The sequence below is a fragment of the Paenibacillus sp. NPDC057886 genome (assembly GCF_042796655.1).
Lineage (GTDB): Bacteria > Bacillota > Bacilli > Paenibacillales > Paenibacillaceae > Paenibacillus.
This window is the reverse complement of the sequence record NZ_JBHVMZ010000013.1, coordinates 39162-57359: the sequence shown is the minus strand read 5'-3', so window position 1 is coordinate 57359 and position 18198 is coordinate 39162. Positions and strand designations below refer to the sequence as shown.

At 49.3% G+C, this 18198-nt stretch carries 14 protein-coding genes; 13 read left to right on the top strand and 1 reads right to left on the bottom strand.

The features are described 5' to 3' along the window. Positions 1–81 precede the first annotated feature (81 nt). From ACFVQB_RS31085 to ACFVQB_RS31040, 10 genes are all read left to right on the top strand, one after another. Positions 82–1719 carry a type 2 periplasmic-binding domain-containing protein gene (locus tag ACFVQB_RS31085; RefSeq protein WP_379448623.1) on the top strand — a complete coding sequence of 546 codons (1638 nt, stop codon included), beginning with the start codon at positions 82–84 and terminating at the stop codon, positions 1717–1719. Between the two features lie 173 nt (positions 1720–1892). Beyond that, positions 1893–4115 (top strand): helix-turn-helix domain-containing protein, encoded by a 2223-nt coding sequence (locus tag ACFVQB_RS31080; RefSeq protein WP_379448621.1) that lies wholly within the window; start codon positions 1893–1895, stop codon positions 4113–4115. Between the two features lie 119 nt (positions 4116–4234). Then, a complete protein-coding gene (locus ACFVQB_RS31075; RefSeq protein WP_379448619.1) occupies positions 4235–6547 on the top strand; it encodes a glycoside hydrolase family 3 N-terminal domain-containing protein in 2313 nt (770 codons plus the stop codon). Beyond that, entirely contained in the window at positions 6544–9645 is a 3102-nt protein-coding gene (locus ACFVQB_RS31070) for an alpha-mannosidase (protein ID WP_379448616.1), read from the top strand. Before ACFVQB_RS31075 ends, ACFVQB_RS31070 begins: the two co-directional genes overlap by 4 nt. A 139-nt stretch (positions 9646–9784) precedes the next feature. Next, positions 9785–10660, top strand: a complete 876-nt coding sequence (locus ACFVQB_RS31065) for a sugar phosphate isomerase/epimerase family protein (protein ID WP_379448612.1) — start codon at positions 9785–9787, stop codon at positions 10658–10660. Positions 10661–10672: 12 nt separating this feature from the next. Further along, complete coding sequence (locus ACFVQB_RS31060; RefSeq protein ID WP_379448609.1) at positions 10673–11545, top strand: sugar phosphate isomerase/epimerase family protein; 873 nt, start codon at positions 10673–10675, stop codon at positions 11543–11545. Positions 11546–11756: 211 nt separating this feature from the next. Next, positions 11757–12311: a TetR/AcrR family transcriptional regulator gene (locus ACFVQB_RS31055; RefSeq protein WP_379448607.1), complete on the top strand. Its 555-nt coding sequence runs from the start codon at positions 11757–11759 to the stop codon at positions 12309–12311. A 14-nt stretch (positions 12312–12325) separates the two neighbouring features. Next, complete coding sequence (locus ACFVQB_RS31050; protein WP_379448604.1) at positions 12326–12766, top strand: DUF3995 domain-containing protein; 441 nt, start codon at positions 12326–12328, stop codon at positions 12764–12766. 417 nt (positions 12767–13183) lie between these two features. Further along, positions 13184–13411, top strand: a complete 228-nt coding sequence (locus ACFVQB_RS31045) for a hypothetical protein (RefSeq protein ID WP_053782996.1) — start codon at positions 13184–13186, stop codon at positions 13409–13411. Between the two features lie 290 nt (positions 13412–13701). Beyond that, on the top strand, positions 13702–14133 hold the full coding sequence (locus tag ACFVQB_RS31040) for a VOC family protein (protein WP_379448598.1): 432 nt from the start codon (positions 13702–13704) through the stop codon (positions 14131–14133). A 121-nt stretch (positions 14134–14254) separates the two neighbouring features. On the opposite strand, the gene ACFVQB_RS31035 is transcribed toward ACFVQB_RS31040, so the two are convergent. Then, positions 14255–15133, bottom strand: a complete 879-nt coding sequence (locus ACFVQB_RS31035) for a hypothetical protein (RefSeq protein ID WP_379448597.1) — start codon at positions 15131–15133, stop codon at positions 14255–14257. A 370-nt stretch (positions 15134–15503) separates the two neighbouring features. On the opposite strand from ACFVQB_RS31035, the gene ytxJ reads away from it, so the two are divergent. From ytxJ to kdpA, 3 genes are all read left to right on the top strand, one after another. After that, a complete protein-coding gene (gene ytxJ, locus ACFVQB_RS31030; protein WP_379448596.1) occupies positions 15504–16043 on the top strand; it encodes a bacillithiol system redox-active protein YtxJ in 540 nt (179 codons plus the stop codon). Positions 16044–16333: 290 nt separating this feature from the next. Next, positions 16334–16411: a potassium-transporting ATPase subunit F gene (locus tag ACFVQB_RS31025; protein WP_072735816.1), complete on the top strand. Its 78-nt coding sequence runs from the start codon at positions 16334–16336 to the stop codon at positions 16409–16411. A 63-nt stretch (positions 16412–16474) separates the two neighbouring features. Continuing rightward, positions 16475–18154, top strand: a complete 1680-nt coding sequence (gene kdpA / locus ACFVQB_RS31020) for a potassium-transporting ATPase subunit KdpA (RefSeq protein WP_379448593.1) — start codon at positions 16475–16477, stop codon at positions 18152–18154. Positions 18155–18198 lie beyond the last annotated feature (44 nt).

Here is an 18198-nt window from a genome sequence, read left to right as displayed (position 1 = left end):
CACTCCGGCTTCCGGGATCGGGTTTAACACGAGTACGTAACCAGATGGTTATGCCGTTTTCAACAAAAAGGAGGAGTCAGATTGAAAAAATCTTGGATTTCGATGTTGTTTCTGGTCTTTGCTTCGATGGCTTTGTTGTCCGCATGCGGTTCATCCGAGGAGACGGGTACAGGGAGCGACGGTAGCGGGGAGAGCGGTGGCCCTGTAACGATGACTTTTTTTTCCCCACAAGGTAAAGCGTCTATGGAAGAAAATGAGTTCACCAAATTTATCGAAGACAAGTTCGATGTGACCCTGAAATGGGATCTGGCCCCGACGGACGCCTTGCAAGACCGCAGACAGTTGCTGCTGGCGAGTGGGGATTATCCCGAAGTGTTCCTCCATGGCAAGTTCACCACCTCAGACCTTCAAACGTACGGGAAACAGGGCGTGTTTCTCCCGCTGCAGGATCTGATCAAGCAGTACGGTCCGAATCTCACCAAGATTATGGAGGAGAAGCCGTACTTCAAAGAAGCGGTAACTGCACCAGATGGCAACATCTACGCTCTGCCGATTTTCAATGAATGTTACCACTGTACGTATGCACAGAAATATTGGATTAACACCGAGTGGCTGGACAATCTGGGTCTGAAAATGCCGACCACGACCGATGAACTCTACACGGTTCTAAAGGCGTTCAAGGAACAAGACCCGAATGGCAATGGCAAAGCTGACGAGATTCCGCTCACGGGTGCACCCAACAAGTACGTGTGGAACGGCAACATCGATGCCTATTTGATGAACAGCTTTATCTATAATGACAACGATAAATATCTGATTGTGAATGATGGGAAGGTTGATTTTGCAGCGAATAAGGAAGAGTGGAAAAAAGGGCTGGAGTACATGCACAAACTGTATGCAGAGGGCCTGATTGATCCGGCTTCCTTCACGCAGAACGATCAGGCGATCGGGCAGCTGGGCAATAAGGAAGGTGATGAAGTGGTCGGCTCCATTACGACAGCACTCGTCAGCTACCTCGTGAACACGTATGACAAAGATATCACCCGCCACCAGCACTGGGACATCGTGCCTCCGCTGAAAGGGCCGGATGGCGTGCAGACGACAGGCGCTACGCAAAGCGTAGGTGAGTTTGAGTTTGCTATTACAAACAAAGCGACCGAAGCACAACAGATCGCCGCCATCAAAATTGTAGATTACATGTTCAGTGAAGAAGGTGCCCTGTATGCAGAATACGGTCCAACAGAAGGAAAGGGCTGGAAGAAGGCGGATGCCGATGAGAAAAACATCAATGGCGAGCCTGCCAAATACAGCTACTATAACCTGCCTGAGCGTGACCCGAATGTTGTAGTTAACGAGAGTTGGTCACAGATCGGGGCACATGACCTGTCCAATACGTTCCGCAATCTGTTTGCAGAAGGTCAGAACCCGCTGGAAGCGGAGGGTTATGGTACACGTCTGGCGCAAGCGACCAATGTATATGAACCTTATGCACCAAAAGAAGTCTATCCTGCGAACGTATTTATCCGTCCTGAAGATACAGAAACCGCTGCGCAGCTCACGACGGCCGTCAAGGATTACGTGATGACCAATATGGCTCAATTCATTATCGGCAGCAAGAGCATCGATAAGGAATGGGACGCGTACGTAAAAGGTTTTGATGGTCTGGGACTCAGCAATTACCTTGAGATTTACCAGCGTGCGATTGAGAAGAATCAATAAAGGTTGATGGATTCATGATTGAGGCTGTCCCGATGTCAACACAGGAATCGGGACGGTCTTCTCCTTTTGACAACCCCACTTCATCCGATATAATTTACTGAATATTTATGGAAAATTAGCGACCAGATTAGCGTGGTTGTCGTCATGCGTATAAACAGTGGGGGGCCTCGGAGATGAACAACAGTTGGTTTAGACGTTTGCTGCTATCGTATTTACCTGTTTTTTTTATTGTAACCACAATCCTGTTTATTATCTTCTTCCAGGTATTCAATGAACAGAACCGGAGAGAAGCACTCAAGGCCAATGAATTTCTGGCTTCACAGGTAACGCAATATCTGGATAATTCACTGCGCTCCATTGATTTCAAGGTGCTGCGTGATATTTTGACGAATCCCAATCTGAAAAATTATTATTCGGTAACCGGAAGCGAGGATGTGTATGCCGGAATTCAAGCGGTCCAGGTTATTGATGAATTGAAAATAGAGTATCCGCTAATTAATTCCATATATCTGGTGCGATACAACGACGATACGGTATTCAGCAACGGCAAGGCAGTGCCGATTGAGGAATTCCCTGATGCAGCGTTTATTAAAGACAGCCGTGCTGCGGCAACGCAAAAGTGGGTGGGCGCGAGATCCTTTAAGGCATTCCCAACCGAGGAAGGAAAACAGGTCATTACTCTCATTCGTGGTGTCGGAAACGGCACGGGTCTTGTGGTTGTTAACGTCGATCTGCCAACCTTGCAGAAGTCCATCATGCAGATGTACGACCCGGAGTTTACCTTCGTAAATATCTTCAATCGCTCGGGCGGCAATCTGTGGGACGGAGGAATGCAGGATTACACTACAGCAGTTTCTCCCAAAACAGCTTCAGGTGAAGTATTCTCCGAATTCACATCCAGCTACAGTGGCTGGAAGGTTCAGACGGGACTGAACAACGGCAAAATCGTCAAATTTGCCCTGAAATTTTATAATATCTGGTTTGTTTTTGCCGTTGCCGTTGTCCTGATTGGTGTGGTGTGGGTGATTTATGTGACGCGGAGAAATTACAAGCCCATTCAGCAAATCGTCACGTTGATTGAAACGGTGGCTTCGCAGAAACAACCGGGCATGAGCTATACCAAGGATAACGAGTTCCGTTTTATCCAGACTACGCTGGAGCGAATGATTGATCAAACCAAGCAATATCAGGAGGAGCATGAAGAGAACCTGATTTTGCAGAAGAAATACTTCTTTCAGGAGCTGCTGGAGGGTACGAGGGACTTTACCAGCAATGAATTGACAGCGGAGATGAGCAGGTTCAAGCTCCCGCAGTTAGAGGATCGATGGGCTGTAATTGTGGTGGAGATCGATCAGTACTCTCGCTTTATGGAGGAATATCACAATCAGGATCAATCTCTTCTCAAGTTTGTGTTATCCAGCATTCTGCAGGAGAGTGCAAGACACGAAGGGACCGATGTATGGGCAGAGTGGATATCGGATCAGCGTCTGTATGCGATTGTCTGGTTGCCCGAGACGGAAAAGGGTGAGGAAACCGAGCAGAGACTGCTCTCCGGTTATCTTGACAGGGTTGGGCAGTATTTGAACTTCACCGTAACCATCGGTATTGGGAGAGTGGCAGTGGATGTTCGTGGTCTGAGAGCTTCGCTGAAAGAGGCTGTGCATGCCTTGGAGTACAAGGCTGTGCTCGGCATGAACCGGATTATTCCATGCGGGGAGGTACCGAACTCGACCAATGATGTGTATGAATTCCTGAAGACGATCTCTTTGCTAGTGCAGGCAATGCGACTGTCGGACGATGTGTGGGAGAAGCATTTTGACCGCTTGTTTGAACAGATCCGTGAATCCGTGCTCTCTCGCCAGGAGATTATGAATACGGTCCAATTGCTGTTCCAGCACTATAACCGGGAGTTCGCAGAACTTCCACGGGAGTATCAGGAGCGATGGGCTTCTATATTTACACCACTTCTGCCAAGGTTGGAGGGTTGGGAGACGTTGGATGATTTGCGCGCGCTATGCTGGGAAGGCTTCCGTGATCTGGCGGAGCAGATACAGACGCTGCATTGTTCCAGAAAACATAGATCTCATATTCTTGAAATTCGCAAGTATATTGAACAGAACTATAACAACCCCGAGCTATCGCTGAATTATCTAAGTGATCTATTCGATATTAATCCGAAATATCTAAGCAAGCTGTTCAAGGACGAAATTGGTGAGAAGTTCGTGGATCTTCTGATTAGTCACCGTATTGAGAAGGCGAAGCAGCTCATGCTGGAAACTGATAAGGCCATTCAGGAGATCAGTGAGGAAGTTGGGTATACGAATTACAATTCCTTCAATCGGGCGTTCAAAAATGTGGTGGGTGTAGCTCCTAGCGACTACCGAAAGGCCATGTGAACGTGTTGAAGGACGCCATATCGACAGGAAAATAGTCGTTCTATTCTACCGGAGTCACCGCAGTTATCGCATTTACCGCAGTTGCCAAACCAAGCTTAACTCATAAGGAGAATGTGCATATGGACTATAAAGATGCTTCGCTTCCCATTCAGGAGCGGACCCGAGACCTGCTCGGACGCTTGACAACGGAGGAAAAGATAGGACAGCTGATTCAGCCCATGGGGTGGAAAACTTATGTTAAGGAAGCAAATGGTACGGTTCAGGTTACGGATGAGTTTAAAAAGGACATCGCAGAGGGCGGGATCGGGTCGTTGTATGGAGCACTTCGGGCTGATCCCTGGACGGAAGTGACGCTGGAGACTGGCCTGACGCCTAGACAGGGAGCTGTTGCCACCAATGAAATTCAGCGGTATGCCATGGAGAACTCCCGGCTGGGGATTCCCATTTTGTTCGGGGAAGAGTGCTCTCACGGTCATATGGCCATTGGGGCAACCGTATTCCCGGTGCCGCTAGCGGTAGGAAGTGCCTGGAACATGGAATTGTACCGCAAGATGTGCGAAGCGATTGCTGTGGAGACTCGGAGTCAAGGGGGAGCGGCAACGTATTCGCCTGTACTCGATGTGGTGCGGGACCCGAGATGGGGACGGACGGAGGAATGTTTTGCCGAAGATCCATACCTGATTGGTGAATTGGCGGTTGAAGCGATAAAAGGCTTGCAGGGTGACCGGCTCGATTCCAACCGGACGATTGTGGCGACACTCAAACATTTTGCGGCCTATGGCAGCTCCGAGGGGGGACGCAATGCGGCCCCTGTCCATATGGGACTGCGTGAGCTCCACGAGGTGGATCTGCTGCCGTTCAAGAAAGCGGTGGAAGCCGGAGCATGTTCTGTCATGACAGCGTATAACGAAATTGACGGTGTGCCTTGTACGTCAAGTTCGTATCTGCTGAATGATCTCCTGCGCGAGCAATGGGGCTTTGACGGATTTGTCATTACTGATTTTGGTGCAATACAGATGCTCGTCAATGGACACAACACCGCTGAGACAGGGGAGCAGGCCGCCGCTCAGTCACTTAAGGCAGGTGTGGACATGGAAATGTCCGGGTATATGTACCGAAAGCATCTCGGGCAGGCCCTGGAGCAAGGGTTAATCGGAGAGCAGGAGCTTGATACAGCGGTAAGGCGGGTGCTGGAGATGAAGTTTAGACTGGGCTTATTCGAACAACCCTTCGTTGATCCTGACTTTGCAGAGCAGGTAATCGGATGTGAAGATCATATTCGGTTAGCGAGGCAAGTGGCGCAAGAGGGAATCATTTTGCTCAAAAATGAAGACAACACCCTTCCGCTCAGCAAAACAGGTACAAAACTGGCGGTCATTGGCCCGAATGCGAATCATGTCTACAACCAGCTTGGTGACTACACCTCGCCGCAGCCGAGAGGACAGATCGTTACGGTGCTGGATGGGATTACGCGCAAGCTTGGTGCTGACACCGGAAAGGTGCTGTACGCACCGGGCTGCCGGATCAAAGGGGATTCCAGGGAGGGCTTTGCGCAAGCGCTCGCCTGTGCTGAAGAAGCAGATACCATCGTTATGGTGATGGGAGGATCGAGTAGCCGTGATTTTGGTGAAGGGACCATTGATTTGCGAACGGGGGCATCCGTTGTTACGGATGATCCATGGAACGATATGGAGTGCGGCGAGGGCATTGACCGGTCATCCCTGAATCTGATGGGTGTTCAATTGGAACTGGTGCAGGAAGTACATAAGCTGGGGAAACCGGTTATTGTCGTATATATTAACGGACGGCCTATTGCCGAACCCTGGATTGATGAGCATGCCCATGCCATTGTGGAAGCGTGGTACCCGGGGCAGGAGGGAGGCAACGCCATTGCAGATATTCTGTTCGGTGATGTGAATCCATCTGGTCGCCTTACCGTCTCTATTCCCAAGCATGTAGGGCAGCTTCCGGTCAGCTACAATGCCAAACGCACCCGGGGCAAGCGATATCTGGAGACCGATCTGGTACCACAATATCCGTTCGGCTTTGGGCTGAGTTATACGGAATTCAAGTACGAGAATGTAAGAGTTGTGCCGGAAGTGATTGGACCAGACGATGAAGCAGAGGTGCAGGTGGAGGTCACGAATACGGGAGCGGTTGCGGGAAATGAGGTTGTGCAGCTGTATATTACGGATGTATCGGCTTCGGTCACCCGGGCCGAAATTTCACTGAAGGGATTTCGTAAAATTCATCTGGAGCCGGGACAGACCCGGACGGTGACGTTCCCTGTGCAAAAAGAACATCTGGAGCTGATCGACTCCCGTCTTCAGCCTGTTGTGGAGCCAGGTGAATTCAGACTGATGGTGGGCAGCAGCTCCAGAGACTGGACTGCTTGTAGTTTACACATCCAGAAGGTGGGGGTGGAGGTATGATTCGAATTCAGAGATTCATTCAGGATCTGACTCAGCAGCAATGGCTTGATACCATTGAGCTTCCGCAGTGGCAGATGCAGAAAGCCAAGTATATCCGGCCAGGGGAATACGAGTATGATCAGGAGAATGCGGCTGTTCCAAGCTTGAATCCGCTCCATAGCAACCATGGAACGACTTACTTTCTAAGCAAAACCGTAGAGATTCCGGCCAATTGGGAGGAAGATGCGGTCGGATTGATCTTTGAGGCCGGGGGTGAAGGGCTGCTGAAGGTAAATGGCATGCCTTATCACGGACTGGACCGCAATCATTGGTATGTACCGTTGCCGAAGAACCGTGTGGGAACTACACCTTTGCTGGAGATTGAGCTATATGATCCCATGCCGGAACCACATGACCCCTTGAATCGACAGGCGGTCATTCAGCCGCCAATTCAGGGCATCCGATCCGCTTTGGTTCGTGTTAATTCGCCTCTACAGAGTCTGATGTATAGCATTACGGTACTTGCAGAATCACTCCGAGCATTGCCGGAGAAAGATTTAAAACGTACCCGTCTTGTCCGGGATATTCATCAGGTGATGGACAAGATGTACAATGAGCCGGGTCGCTGGAGTGAAGCGGCTTGGGTACAGCATTTGGAAGAATGGCTCGCACAGTCGGTACAGGAGGAGGACCCGGAAGAGTACCGGGACGGATTCATGCATCTGGTTGGACAGTCCCATATTGATATCGCCTGGCTGTGGCCTGTGCGTGAGACCGTGCGCAAGTCCAGCCGTACCTTCTCCACAATGTGTACCTTAATGGATGAGTATCCGGAGTTCGTGTATTCACAGAGTCAACCGCAGCTGTATGCATTCGTAAAGGAGCATTATCCTGAGCTGTACGAACGAGTCAAAGCCCGGATTGCCGAAGGCCGCTGGGAGCTGGTGGGTGGCATGTGGGTAGAGCCGGATCTGAACATTCCGAGTGGCGAGTCGCTTGTGAGGCAGATCTTGTACGGGCAGAACTTCTATCAGGAGGAGTTCGGCAAGCGTTCGAGCATCGAGTGGCTTCCGGATACTTTTGGCTACTGTGCTTCGCTGCCACAACTGCTCAAGCTGGCTGACATTCCTTATTTTATGACGACCAAGCTCAATTGGAATGATACCAACGTTTTTCCGTATGATCTGTTCCACTGGGTGGGTATTGACGGCACCTCGGTGCTTGCGTATCTCAATCATGGAGTGAATGAGCATACCCGGCCCAAAGATGTCGATGAGCACTGGCAATCCTATAAGCAGAAGGATGTACATCCCGAGCAAATGCTCCTTTACGGACATGGCGATGGTGGAGGTGGGGTAACAACTGAAATGGTTGCGTTCGCGGAGCGATCCCATTTCATGGTTGGGCAGCCCATCAGCAATTTCAGTACAGCAGGCGCGTTTTTCGAAGAGATTTCGATCAACAACCCTAAGCTGCCGAAATGGCATGGCGACTTATATCTGGAACTGCACCGAGGCACTTATACAACGCATGCGCGCAACAAACGAAGCAATCGGAAGGCGGAAGTACTGTATCGCGAAGCGGAAATCTGGGGGCAGTTTGCCGGAGTTGAAGCAGGGCAGGCGAGGAAAGATCTGGATGAAGGCTGGAAGCTGATCATGCTTAACCAATTTCATGACATTATCCCGGGGACGTCCATTCCCGAAGTATACGTAACATCTATGGAAGAGTATACGAAAGTATTTGCTCTGGGGACATCGGCTATGGAAGATCCCCTTGGCAGTATTGAGGACCGCATTACGACAGATGGCTTCGAGGGTCTGCCCTATATTGTATTTAATAGTCTAGGGTGGGAACGCGGAGAAGTCGTTACTATTACAGGCGACCATAAATTGAGCGGTATAACGGCATTTGACCATGAGGGTAATCGTCTGGCGAGTGATTTTGAGCATAATGGAGACGTGTTGACCTTGTCGGTCTATGTCCCATCCATTCCGGCCTTTGGATATACAACGTTATGGCTACGCCAGGAACCGGATGTCAGTCTTCCTACATTGAAGCAGGATGAATCCCTCCCTTCTGTCTGGGAAACGAAATTTTACACGCTTGAATTCAACGATGTAGGCGAGATCACCAGATGGTATGACAAGTCCATCCAACGCGAGTGGCTGAAGCCGGGTGATAAAGCGAACGAGTTACAGTTTTTCCATGACAGGCCAACGTATTGGGACGCTTGGGATATTGATCCGCGGTTTGAATCGCATCGTGCAGGAGTGGCAGAGCTGATTTCCAGAGAGGTAGTACAGCATGGAGTAACGCAGGATGTTCTTCGGTTTCATTGGAAGTTAAACGACTCGGAGATTCACCAGGACATCATCCTGTATCGTCATCAGCGACGTGTTGATTTCAGGACAAAGGTGAACTGGGCCGAAAGCCATAAGCTGCTCAAAGTAGCGTTTCCCGTTGATCTGGTATCTGCCAAAGCAGCCTACGAAATTCCGTTTGGTGCACTGGAGCGGCCAACCCATAACAACACCAGCTGGGAGCAGGCCCAGTTTGAAGTGTGTGGTCACCGCTGGGCGGATATCTCAGAGGGCAACAGTGGTGTAAGCCTGCTGAACGATTGCAAGTATGGATACGACATCAAGGATCAGACGATCCGTCTTTCCCTGCTCCGTGCTCCCAAATGGCCGGATGAACATGCTGACCAGGGTGAGCATGAATTCACTTACTCTCTGCTTCCGCATCAGGGAGACTGGCGGGAAGCGGGTGTGGTACGCCGGGCGATGGAACTGAACCATCCGGTTCGGGTTGTTGCGAGTGAACGACACTCTGGCATATTGCCGGCAGAACATAGCTGGGTTCATTTCCATAGTGAACATGTCATTCTGGATACAATCAAGGCTTCCGAAGACGGCACGGGAACGGTACTTCGTTTCTATGAGTCATCTGGTGGAAGAGAGACGGTCCAGGTTCAGTGGGCTGACGAACGTATACAGACATCTGTGGTCAATCTGCTGGAGGATGAAATCAGGACACTAGCTTGTCATGAAGGGAAGTTTGAGTTGACGTTCAAGCCATATGAAATTCAAACCGTGAAGCTGGTTTCAGCAGATTAGACTCAGGGAACCGGATAAGAAATGATCTGAGAAAAAGGAGTGACCGGGAAGGGGTCGAAAATTTAATAGAGTATTCCATTCATTATGAAAGCGCACCAGGAATGGAAAATCAAATACCGATTTAACGGGAGGGTATGGCATGAAATTAACAAACAAGATTGGCGTTATCGTAGATAGCTTTGGTGTAGGTGTACGTGAAGGGTTAAGCAAAGCGAAGGATGTAGGTGCAGAAGGCGTACAGATCTATGCAGTCCATGGAGAGATGGACCCCGCAACTCTCTCTCCGGCAGCTCGCAAGGAGTTGAAAAGTTATATCGATTCTCTCGGTCTTGAAATTTCTGCCCTGGTCGGCGATTTGGGCGGTCACGGGTTTCAGGTCAAGGAAGATAATCCGTGGAAAGTAGAGAAGTCCAAGCGCATCGTGGATCTTGCTCTTGATCTGGGCACGAATATCGTCACAACACATATCGGTATTGTTCCACACGATCCCTCCTCCGAAGTGTATGCCACACTGCATGCTGCATGTGAGGAGTTGGGTCAATACGCCAAAAGCGCAGGGGCGTACTTCGCGATTGAGACGGGACCGGAAACCGCCGCAGACTTGAAAGGATTTCTGGATACCCTGTCCACCAACGGGGTTTCGGTGAATTTTGATCCGGCAAATATGGTGATGGTTACCGGGGATGACCCTGCACGGGGGGTTCATCTGCTCAAGGATTATATTGTGCATACCCATGTGAAAGATGGTGTGCGCTTGAAGGAAGTAGACCCGAGGGACGTATACGGTGCAGTGGGATACGCGCCTATGGATCATGAGAAAATTGCCGAAATGGTCTCTTCAGGAACGTTCTTCCGTGAGGTGCCGCTGGGCGAGGGCAGTGTGGATTTTGACGGATATTTTGCAGCCCTTCGGGATATCGGCTACAAAGGTTATCTGACGATTGAACGCGAGGTAGGCGACCAGCCGGAGCAGGACATTCGCAAAGCGGTTAAGTTTATCCAACAATACCGATAGGGAGCTGAGCAGATGAAAGTGGGCCTGAGTACGTATAGCTTGTTGAACGATCTGAATTCGGGTGAAATGACGGTTCTGGATATCATCGACTGGATTGCTGCAAATGGTGGCGAGCATATGGAGATGGTTCCGTATGGCTACACCGTGGAGGACAATCCTGATCTCGCCGACGCCATTCGGGAGCGAGCTGCTTCTGCGGGTATTGAGCTGTCCAACTATTCAATGCCTGCGAATTTCGTGCAGGAGACGGAAGAAGCTTTTGAAGAAGAGATGGCTCGGGTCAAAAGACATGTCGATGTTGTACACCGGATGGGTGTAAAGCATATGCGGCATGACATAACGGCGTTTACTTTGCCTAAGGAGAAAATGACCATTGCCTGGTTTGAGGAAAATCTGCCGCTGATGGTGAAGGGAAGCCAGATCATTGCTGATTATGCTGCACAGTTTGGCATTACAACAACCATTGAGAATCACGGCTTCAGTGTGCAGGCCAGTGACCGTGTGCAGCGTGTGCTTCATGCCGTAGATCGCCCCAACTTCAAAACGACACTCGATATTGGCAACTTCATGTGTGTGGATGAGAATCCGATTATCGGGGTCATGAAAAATCTGCCGTACGCTTCTCTGGTCCACTTCAAAGACTTTTATTTCCGCCCTTATGATGAGCATCCGGGCGAAGGGGAATGGTTCACAACCGCTTACGGCAACTTCCTGCGCGGTGCCATTGTTGGGCAAGGGGATATTCCAATCCGCAAAATTGTGAGGCTGATTAAAGACTCTGGTTATGATGGTAACATTACGGTGGAGTTCGAAGGTATGGAGGAATGCAAGTCAGCGTCCAAAATCGCCATGAATAACCTGCGTCGGTTCTGGGAAGAGGCGTAGGGTCAGTTTATCTGAAATGCGAATAAATATAAGTAGGCTTGTCTAGTACGTCCTCATTTAATTAACCATAATACATCTGCAACCCGCTGGGCCACCTTATCAATAAGGTGGTTTTTCTTTTATGCAAAAGTAAAGATATGTACATCTTTTAAAAATCATTGTAATATCAGAATTATCTAGACGGTATCGTACAGAAGAGGAGAGCATGAGGATGCCCAAAACTATCGTCACTGAGGAACAGTGGGTCCAGCAAGGTATTGAACGATTTGAACAAGGCGGAGTAGAAGAGCTCGTCATAGAGAAAATGGCAGTTTCTTTGGGATGCAGCAAAAGCAGCTTTTATTGGTATTTCAGCAGCCGCGCCAGCTTCATTCAACAGCTTATTGAGACGTGGAAAGAACGCACCACCCGGCAGGTAATTGCGGATTCCAATGTCCATGCGACCGCAGATGAGCAAATTGTTGAAGTGCTGAACCGGATGTTTGGAACAACCCAGCGGGGAGATTTTCTTTTTTATCTGCGAAAGCTGTCGTTGAAGGATGAGGCCTATCGGGTGATCCTGAATGAAGTGGAGCAGCTGAGAATGGAGTTTATGAAGCAACTGCTGATCCAAAAAGGAATGCACCCTGAGCAGGCCTTTCAGAAATCATGGATGTTGTACCACTATTACTTGGGTTGGTATGAGCGCCATAAGCAGGAGAAGTTAAAGGATGAAGATATCCAGCGACATGTTGAACTGATTTGCAAGGAATGGATTTTCAGTTAAGGGGGAAGAGTGACATGTTGGGGATTCTGACTTGGACGGTGGGTATCATTTTTGCAATATTGAGTGGTTTGCATGTCTATTGGGCGCTTGGAGGAACGTGGGGACTTGAAGCGACCATCCCACACACGGGTAAAGACAGACTCTTTGAGCCCGGGAAGATCGGTACATCTGTTATCGCATTGCTGCTGGCTTTGGCGGCATGGTTCGTTCTGGAGCTGGGCGGAGTGGTGCGAGTGCTGTTCTCCTATTCTCTATTGCCCTATGGTGCATGGGGCTTGTCCATTGTGTTTATGATCCGTGCCGTAGGAGATTTTAGATGGGTTGGTTTTTTTAAGAGAAAGAAGGGGACGATGTTTGCAAAATGGGATAGCATCCTGTTCTCGCCGCTATGTGTTTTTCTGGCATCAGCGACCTTGGTGATCATGTACCTGCACGGAACGCATCAATGGCAATAGCGCCAACAATTCACATGGCGAGTGGCCTTATGAATCGTGGGGGATCAACCAGCGAGATGATGCTGCCATAACAGTCAACTTTGGACGCAAGGTATCTATCAACAAAGTAGTCCTGACCCTGCGTGCAGACTTTCCCCACGACAACTTCTGGGAGCGGGTGACTCTTACCTTTTCCGATGGCAGCTCCGAGCAGGCCAGTTTCATCCAAACCCATAAACCACAAACCATCGCAATTCAGCCGAAGGTCCCTCGCCATTCCCGGCATTAAGCCAGTTCGAGGTGTTTGGTCGCGAAGCCTGAATTACTAACATAAATTGGATCTCCATAACGATTAAGTTACGAACATCACAAGTATGGTATAATAGATATATTCAGCCTGGAAAATAACTGGCTATGGATGGGAGAGGTCGCTGATCTATGCAGGTATTCGAGGACTGGAATCAGAAAGTGAAAAAAACGTTTAATGCTACGAATCCCGAGGTTGTATTGACGGTATCTGAAGCAGGGAGTTTGCTCGGTCTGACCAAAGACCAGATGAAACTTTATGTAGACAAGAATAAACTAACTAAGGTCCCTATCATGAGAAGTGTTCATCGATACCTCTTGTTGAAAAGTGAAATAGATAGCATCGTAAAAACGCGATAACCTCATAGGATCGACCGCAGCCATTTTACCGACAGGATTCGGGAGAGTGGTTTTTTTTTTGAGAAGACACCGGGGTTAAAATAAGGATTAGAGGACAAACCTATCAATGAACGACGATGATCAACCCAGCACCGTTACAAGATGTGGTCAGAGCTCTTTTTGAAGAAAACATGGTTCATAGAGAAGCTTGTGGAAATACCTTCTTGTCAACGGACAACCTGTTCGTTTATACTCATGTCGCAAGTAGCAGGAATGGTTCAATTACATGATATCAAGGAGATGAAGCACGAATGGCGATTAGCTTGAATGTGTATCTTGTAACGGATGGTAATGGACGTGAAGCAGTGGAATTTTATAAAAAAGCATTTGGAGCAGAAGTGTTGGCTCTCCAAACGTTTGGCGACGGTCCTTCCAACCCAGACCACCCCGTACCGCCCGAAGCGAAAGACCGTATCATGCATGCTTCCTTGCAGATTGGCAGTTCTGTACTGATGTTATCCGATACATTCCCTGGCATGCCGCATATCGTGGGTAACCATGTGAATGTCACGGTGAATACGGATACCCCGGATGAAGCCAAATCCATTTTTAATCAATTGCAGGACGGCGGAGAAGTGAAGATGCCGATACAGGAAACATTTTGGAGTCCGGCCTACGGCATGGTTATCGATAAATTTGGCGTTCAGTTCCAGATCAGCTGTGTTGCAGCCAACCATCAGTAAATTGCGAGATAGCGTCTCGGCCATATAAGATCAAACTACAAAACCTCCAGGACATGAGTACCGTGTCTGGAGGTTTTTTTGTGACTCCTGCAAGGAGTGTGTATACTTGCTAATCTGAAAATTAGACTTCTTTCTGGATCTTGGAAGGGTTGTTGATTTTGTAGGGAACAGGGTTTTTGGCCAGCTTTTTCTTGATAATCTTTGCTTCAAAAGTAAGCACATCACCAACCTCAAGCTCCTGCTTCTTGATCGTGGCACTGTGGCTAGACCAGGCTTCGCCAACGTCAACAACCTCGGGCTCGGTGATCGTAACGGCTTCATAGATAATGACTTCATCATCATTGTCGGAAAAGTGGTTCGGCACGGTCGTAAATTCCTTCACGACAGCGGACATTTTCACTTTACCCTCCGGCAGCTCAATCTTGATCGACTTGGTTTTACCTGCGGTTTTCGCCTTCGGTTTAGCAGCGCTGCTTGTTGCGTTAGCGGGTCCAACATACGCTTCCACCAGACCGTCAGGGTCGCCTTTTAAAGCAGAGGAGGTATCATCTTCATCCGTGTACATATCCAGTTCCGAATCGAAGTCACTCATACCGGATGGAATCTTATCCGAATAGGAATCAGTAACAGGATCTTGTGCAGTATCAGAGCTAGGGAGCTCTTCTAAGTTGGTTGTAGCGACTGGTTCATTAGATTTGTCCTTTGCCGTGCCTGCTCCGACCAGATTTTTCACATTATAGCCAGAAGCCTGCATTTCTTTCAGATAAGACGGATGAATGCAGTGTTTCTGTTCATTGTCCAATTGAATGACTGCTGCCATATGATCGACAAAGCCAACGATGGTGCAGGGCATATTCAACCCATTCCCTTTATAATAGAACGTTTTTACCTTCGTTGCTTTTTCCGAAAGCAATCCCCATTCCTGGCACTTCTCAATCAACTCGTCTTCGTTCTCCAAAGCGGTATAATACTGCGGTTCGATCATAAAAGCATATGCCATAACGAATTTCCGCCTTTCCAATCATATCTTCATGTTCATCGTTGCCAAATTACACTCAGTGTATCACAAAAGTGGACCCTTCGATGAGGAATATAAAAGCGCCTGCGAAGGCGCCTATGGTATAATTTTCGGTAGACAACGGGTGAAAATTACCGTTAGAACACATAAACAAAAACCCACCGTTAAACAGGTTGACCGCCTGCGGTGGGATTTGCTCTGCATCTGAACAGACGCGCGCCGTGAGAGGGTTTTACCTCTCCTTGTTGTCTATTCTTATGTTACCATAGCCATTTTATACAGGCAAATGAGTGACTTTTCCTACATTAAAGTTAATATTTTTTATAAAATATCTTCAAGGAGGATGATCTCCATGGATAAAAAAGCGAATCCTCAAACTCTTTGGCTTGGGGTGGGTATTGCCATTGGAACGAGTATTGGTGTGGCTACGAACCAGATCGCCCTGGGGATTGCCTTTGGTGTGGCATTGGGCGTCGTGGTTGGATCTGTCGTTAGCAAACGTGCAGGCTCAGGGCTCGATGATATGCTGAGTGAACATGTCAAGGAATTGCATAAGCCGGAGGAATGGGAAGAGGTGCTTGAGCGGTCGCAGGATCATCCGGTGCTGCTGCTGAAACACAGTACGACTTGTCCAACCAGTGCGAGAGCATACAGGGAGTTTATGGCGTTTGTTGGCTCGAATGCCTCAGATCCCGCACAGAAGATAGAGTACCGGATCGTCAAAGTCATCGAAAGCCGCTCGCTTTCCCGCCGCATTGCGGAAGATACCGAGGTTCACCATGAATCGCCTCAAGTTCTGCTGCTGGACAGCGGCCAAGTCATTCAACATACGTCACACGGGAAAATTACCCGGAAGAGACTGCTGCAATGGGCCCAGAATCCGTTTGGATGAAGGGCACCCAATATACATAGACCCGTTTCCTTCAGCTGATCGCTGAGGGGAGCGTTTTTTTTACGCTTTTTTTACACCCTGGCAGGTATTCTTTACCCCCTTTTTACAGCGTTTCGTATTACGATTTCATATGTAGAAGGTTGCAAGAACGGTAGAGAGAGGGAGGGGAGCACATGGTGAATGATGCCACGATAATTGGGCTGGTTGTGCTGTTGTTTGTGGTGTTCTGGGGATTTGTAAAGTTTTGTGAGAAAGCATGAATGCTTAGGGCATGAAAGGGGAGAAGCCGTATGATCGTCATCGGCATGATTGTGCTCGCACTGGTAGTCTATCTTGGTTACGTGCTGGTGAGGCCGGAGAAATTCTGATGGTCGCTTGGGGCATGAAACCAGAAGCACACGGATCGTCGATTTTAGGGAGGAAATGCGGATATGAGTAGCGGTTTATTACAAGTGGCGGTGACGCTGCTGATCATCATACTGCTGGTGAAGCCAGTGGGGAGTTATCTGGTGAAGGTGTTTGACGGCAAGCGAACAGGACTGGATCGGATATTTGGCGGGCCTGAGCGATTGCTGTATCGATTGATGGGGGTGAAGGAGAACGAGTCGATGGGTTGGAAAAAGTACCTGTCGGCCGTGCTCATTTCGAACTTCGTCATGTTGTTATTGATGTTTCTGGTGCTGCGGCTGCAAAAATATTTGCCGCTCAACCCGGATGGCATCGGCAATATGCCTGCGGCACAGGCCTTTAATACAGCTGCATCGTTCATGACCAACACGAACTGGCAGTCTTACACGGGCGAGAACGCCCTGTCGTATCTGTCACAGATGCTGGCAGTGACGTTTCCGATGTTCACCTCAGCCGCGACCGGCTTCGCGGTCGCTATTGCATTCATTCGCGGCCTGGTGGGCCGACGGGATGAACTGGGGAACTTTTACGTCGACGTGGTACGGTCGATTACGAGAATCTTTTTGCCGCTGAGCTTCATTGTGGCGTTGTTCCTCGTATTCCAGGGTGTGCCGCAGACACTGGCAGGAGCGGTGAACGCTACCACGCTGGATGGGGCGCATCAGACGATTAGCCGCGGGCTGGTCGCTTCGCTGGAGTCGATTAAACACTTGGGTACCAATGGTGGAGGCTGGTTCGGAACCAATGCAGCGCATCCATTTGAGAACCCCACGGCGTTGTCGAACCTGGTGCATATCGTCTGCATGATGCTGCTTCCTACTGCGCTGGTTTATGCCTTCGGCATTATGGTAAACAATCGGAAGCAGGGCTGGACGCTGTTTGCGGCCATGAGTTTACTTTTCCTCGTGATGCTGACCACGGTATTTGTTTCGGAATATCGCGGTGTGCCAGCGCTGGATGCGGTGGGAATCCAAGGTAATATGGAGGGCAAGGAAGTCAGGTTTGGGGTATCCGAATCGGCGCTCTTCACAGCGGTTACCACAGCAGCCACAACCGGGTCAGTGAACAATATGCATGAGTCGCTCACCCCGCTTGGTGGCATGGTTGCACTGGCTGAGATGATGCTCAATAACGTATTCGGTGGTAAAGGGGTAGGTTTGCTCAACGGATTGCTCTATGTGATTCTGGCCGTGTTTATCTGTGGGTTGATGGTTGGGCGGACCCCTGAATTTCTTGGCAAAAAAATTGAGGGTAAGGAAGTGAAGCTCGCGTCCATCGCGCTGCTTGTTCATCCTTTGATTATTCTGGCTCCGACCGCGCTTGCGCTGATGCGTCCTGAATCTGTCGCTTCGATTTCGAATTCAGGCATGCATGGTCTGACCGAGGTGTTATATGCCTTTGCATCAGGGGCTGCCAATAATGGATCGGCGTTTGCAGGGCTGAATGCTAACACAGACTTTTACAACATCGCCATTGGTGTGGTGATGCTGCTCGGAAGATACATTTCCATGATCGCGATGCTCGCCATTGCCGGATCACTAGCTACCAAACGGGTGGTTCCCGTAACAACGGGTACACTGCGTACTCACACGCCTCTTTTTGCAGGTATTCTGGTGATGATGATTGTGGTAGTTGGTGCATTGACGTTCTTCCCATCACTGGCGCTTGGACCGATTGCAGAGCATTTGGCGATGATCCGATGATGAGCGGTACAGTGATCGGATATGGGAATAGGAGCAAGGATGTA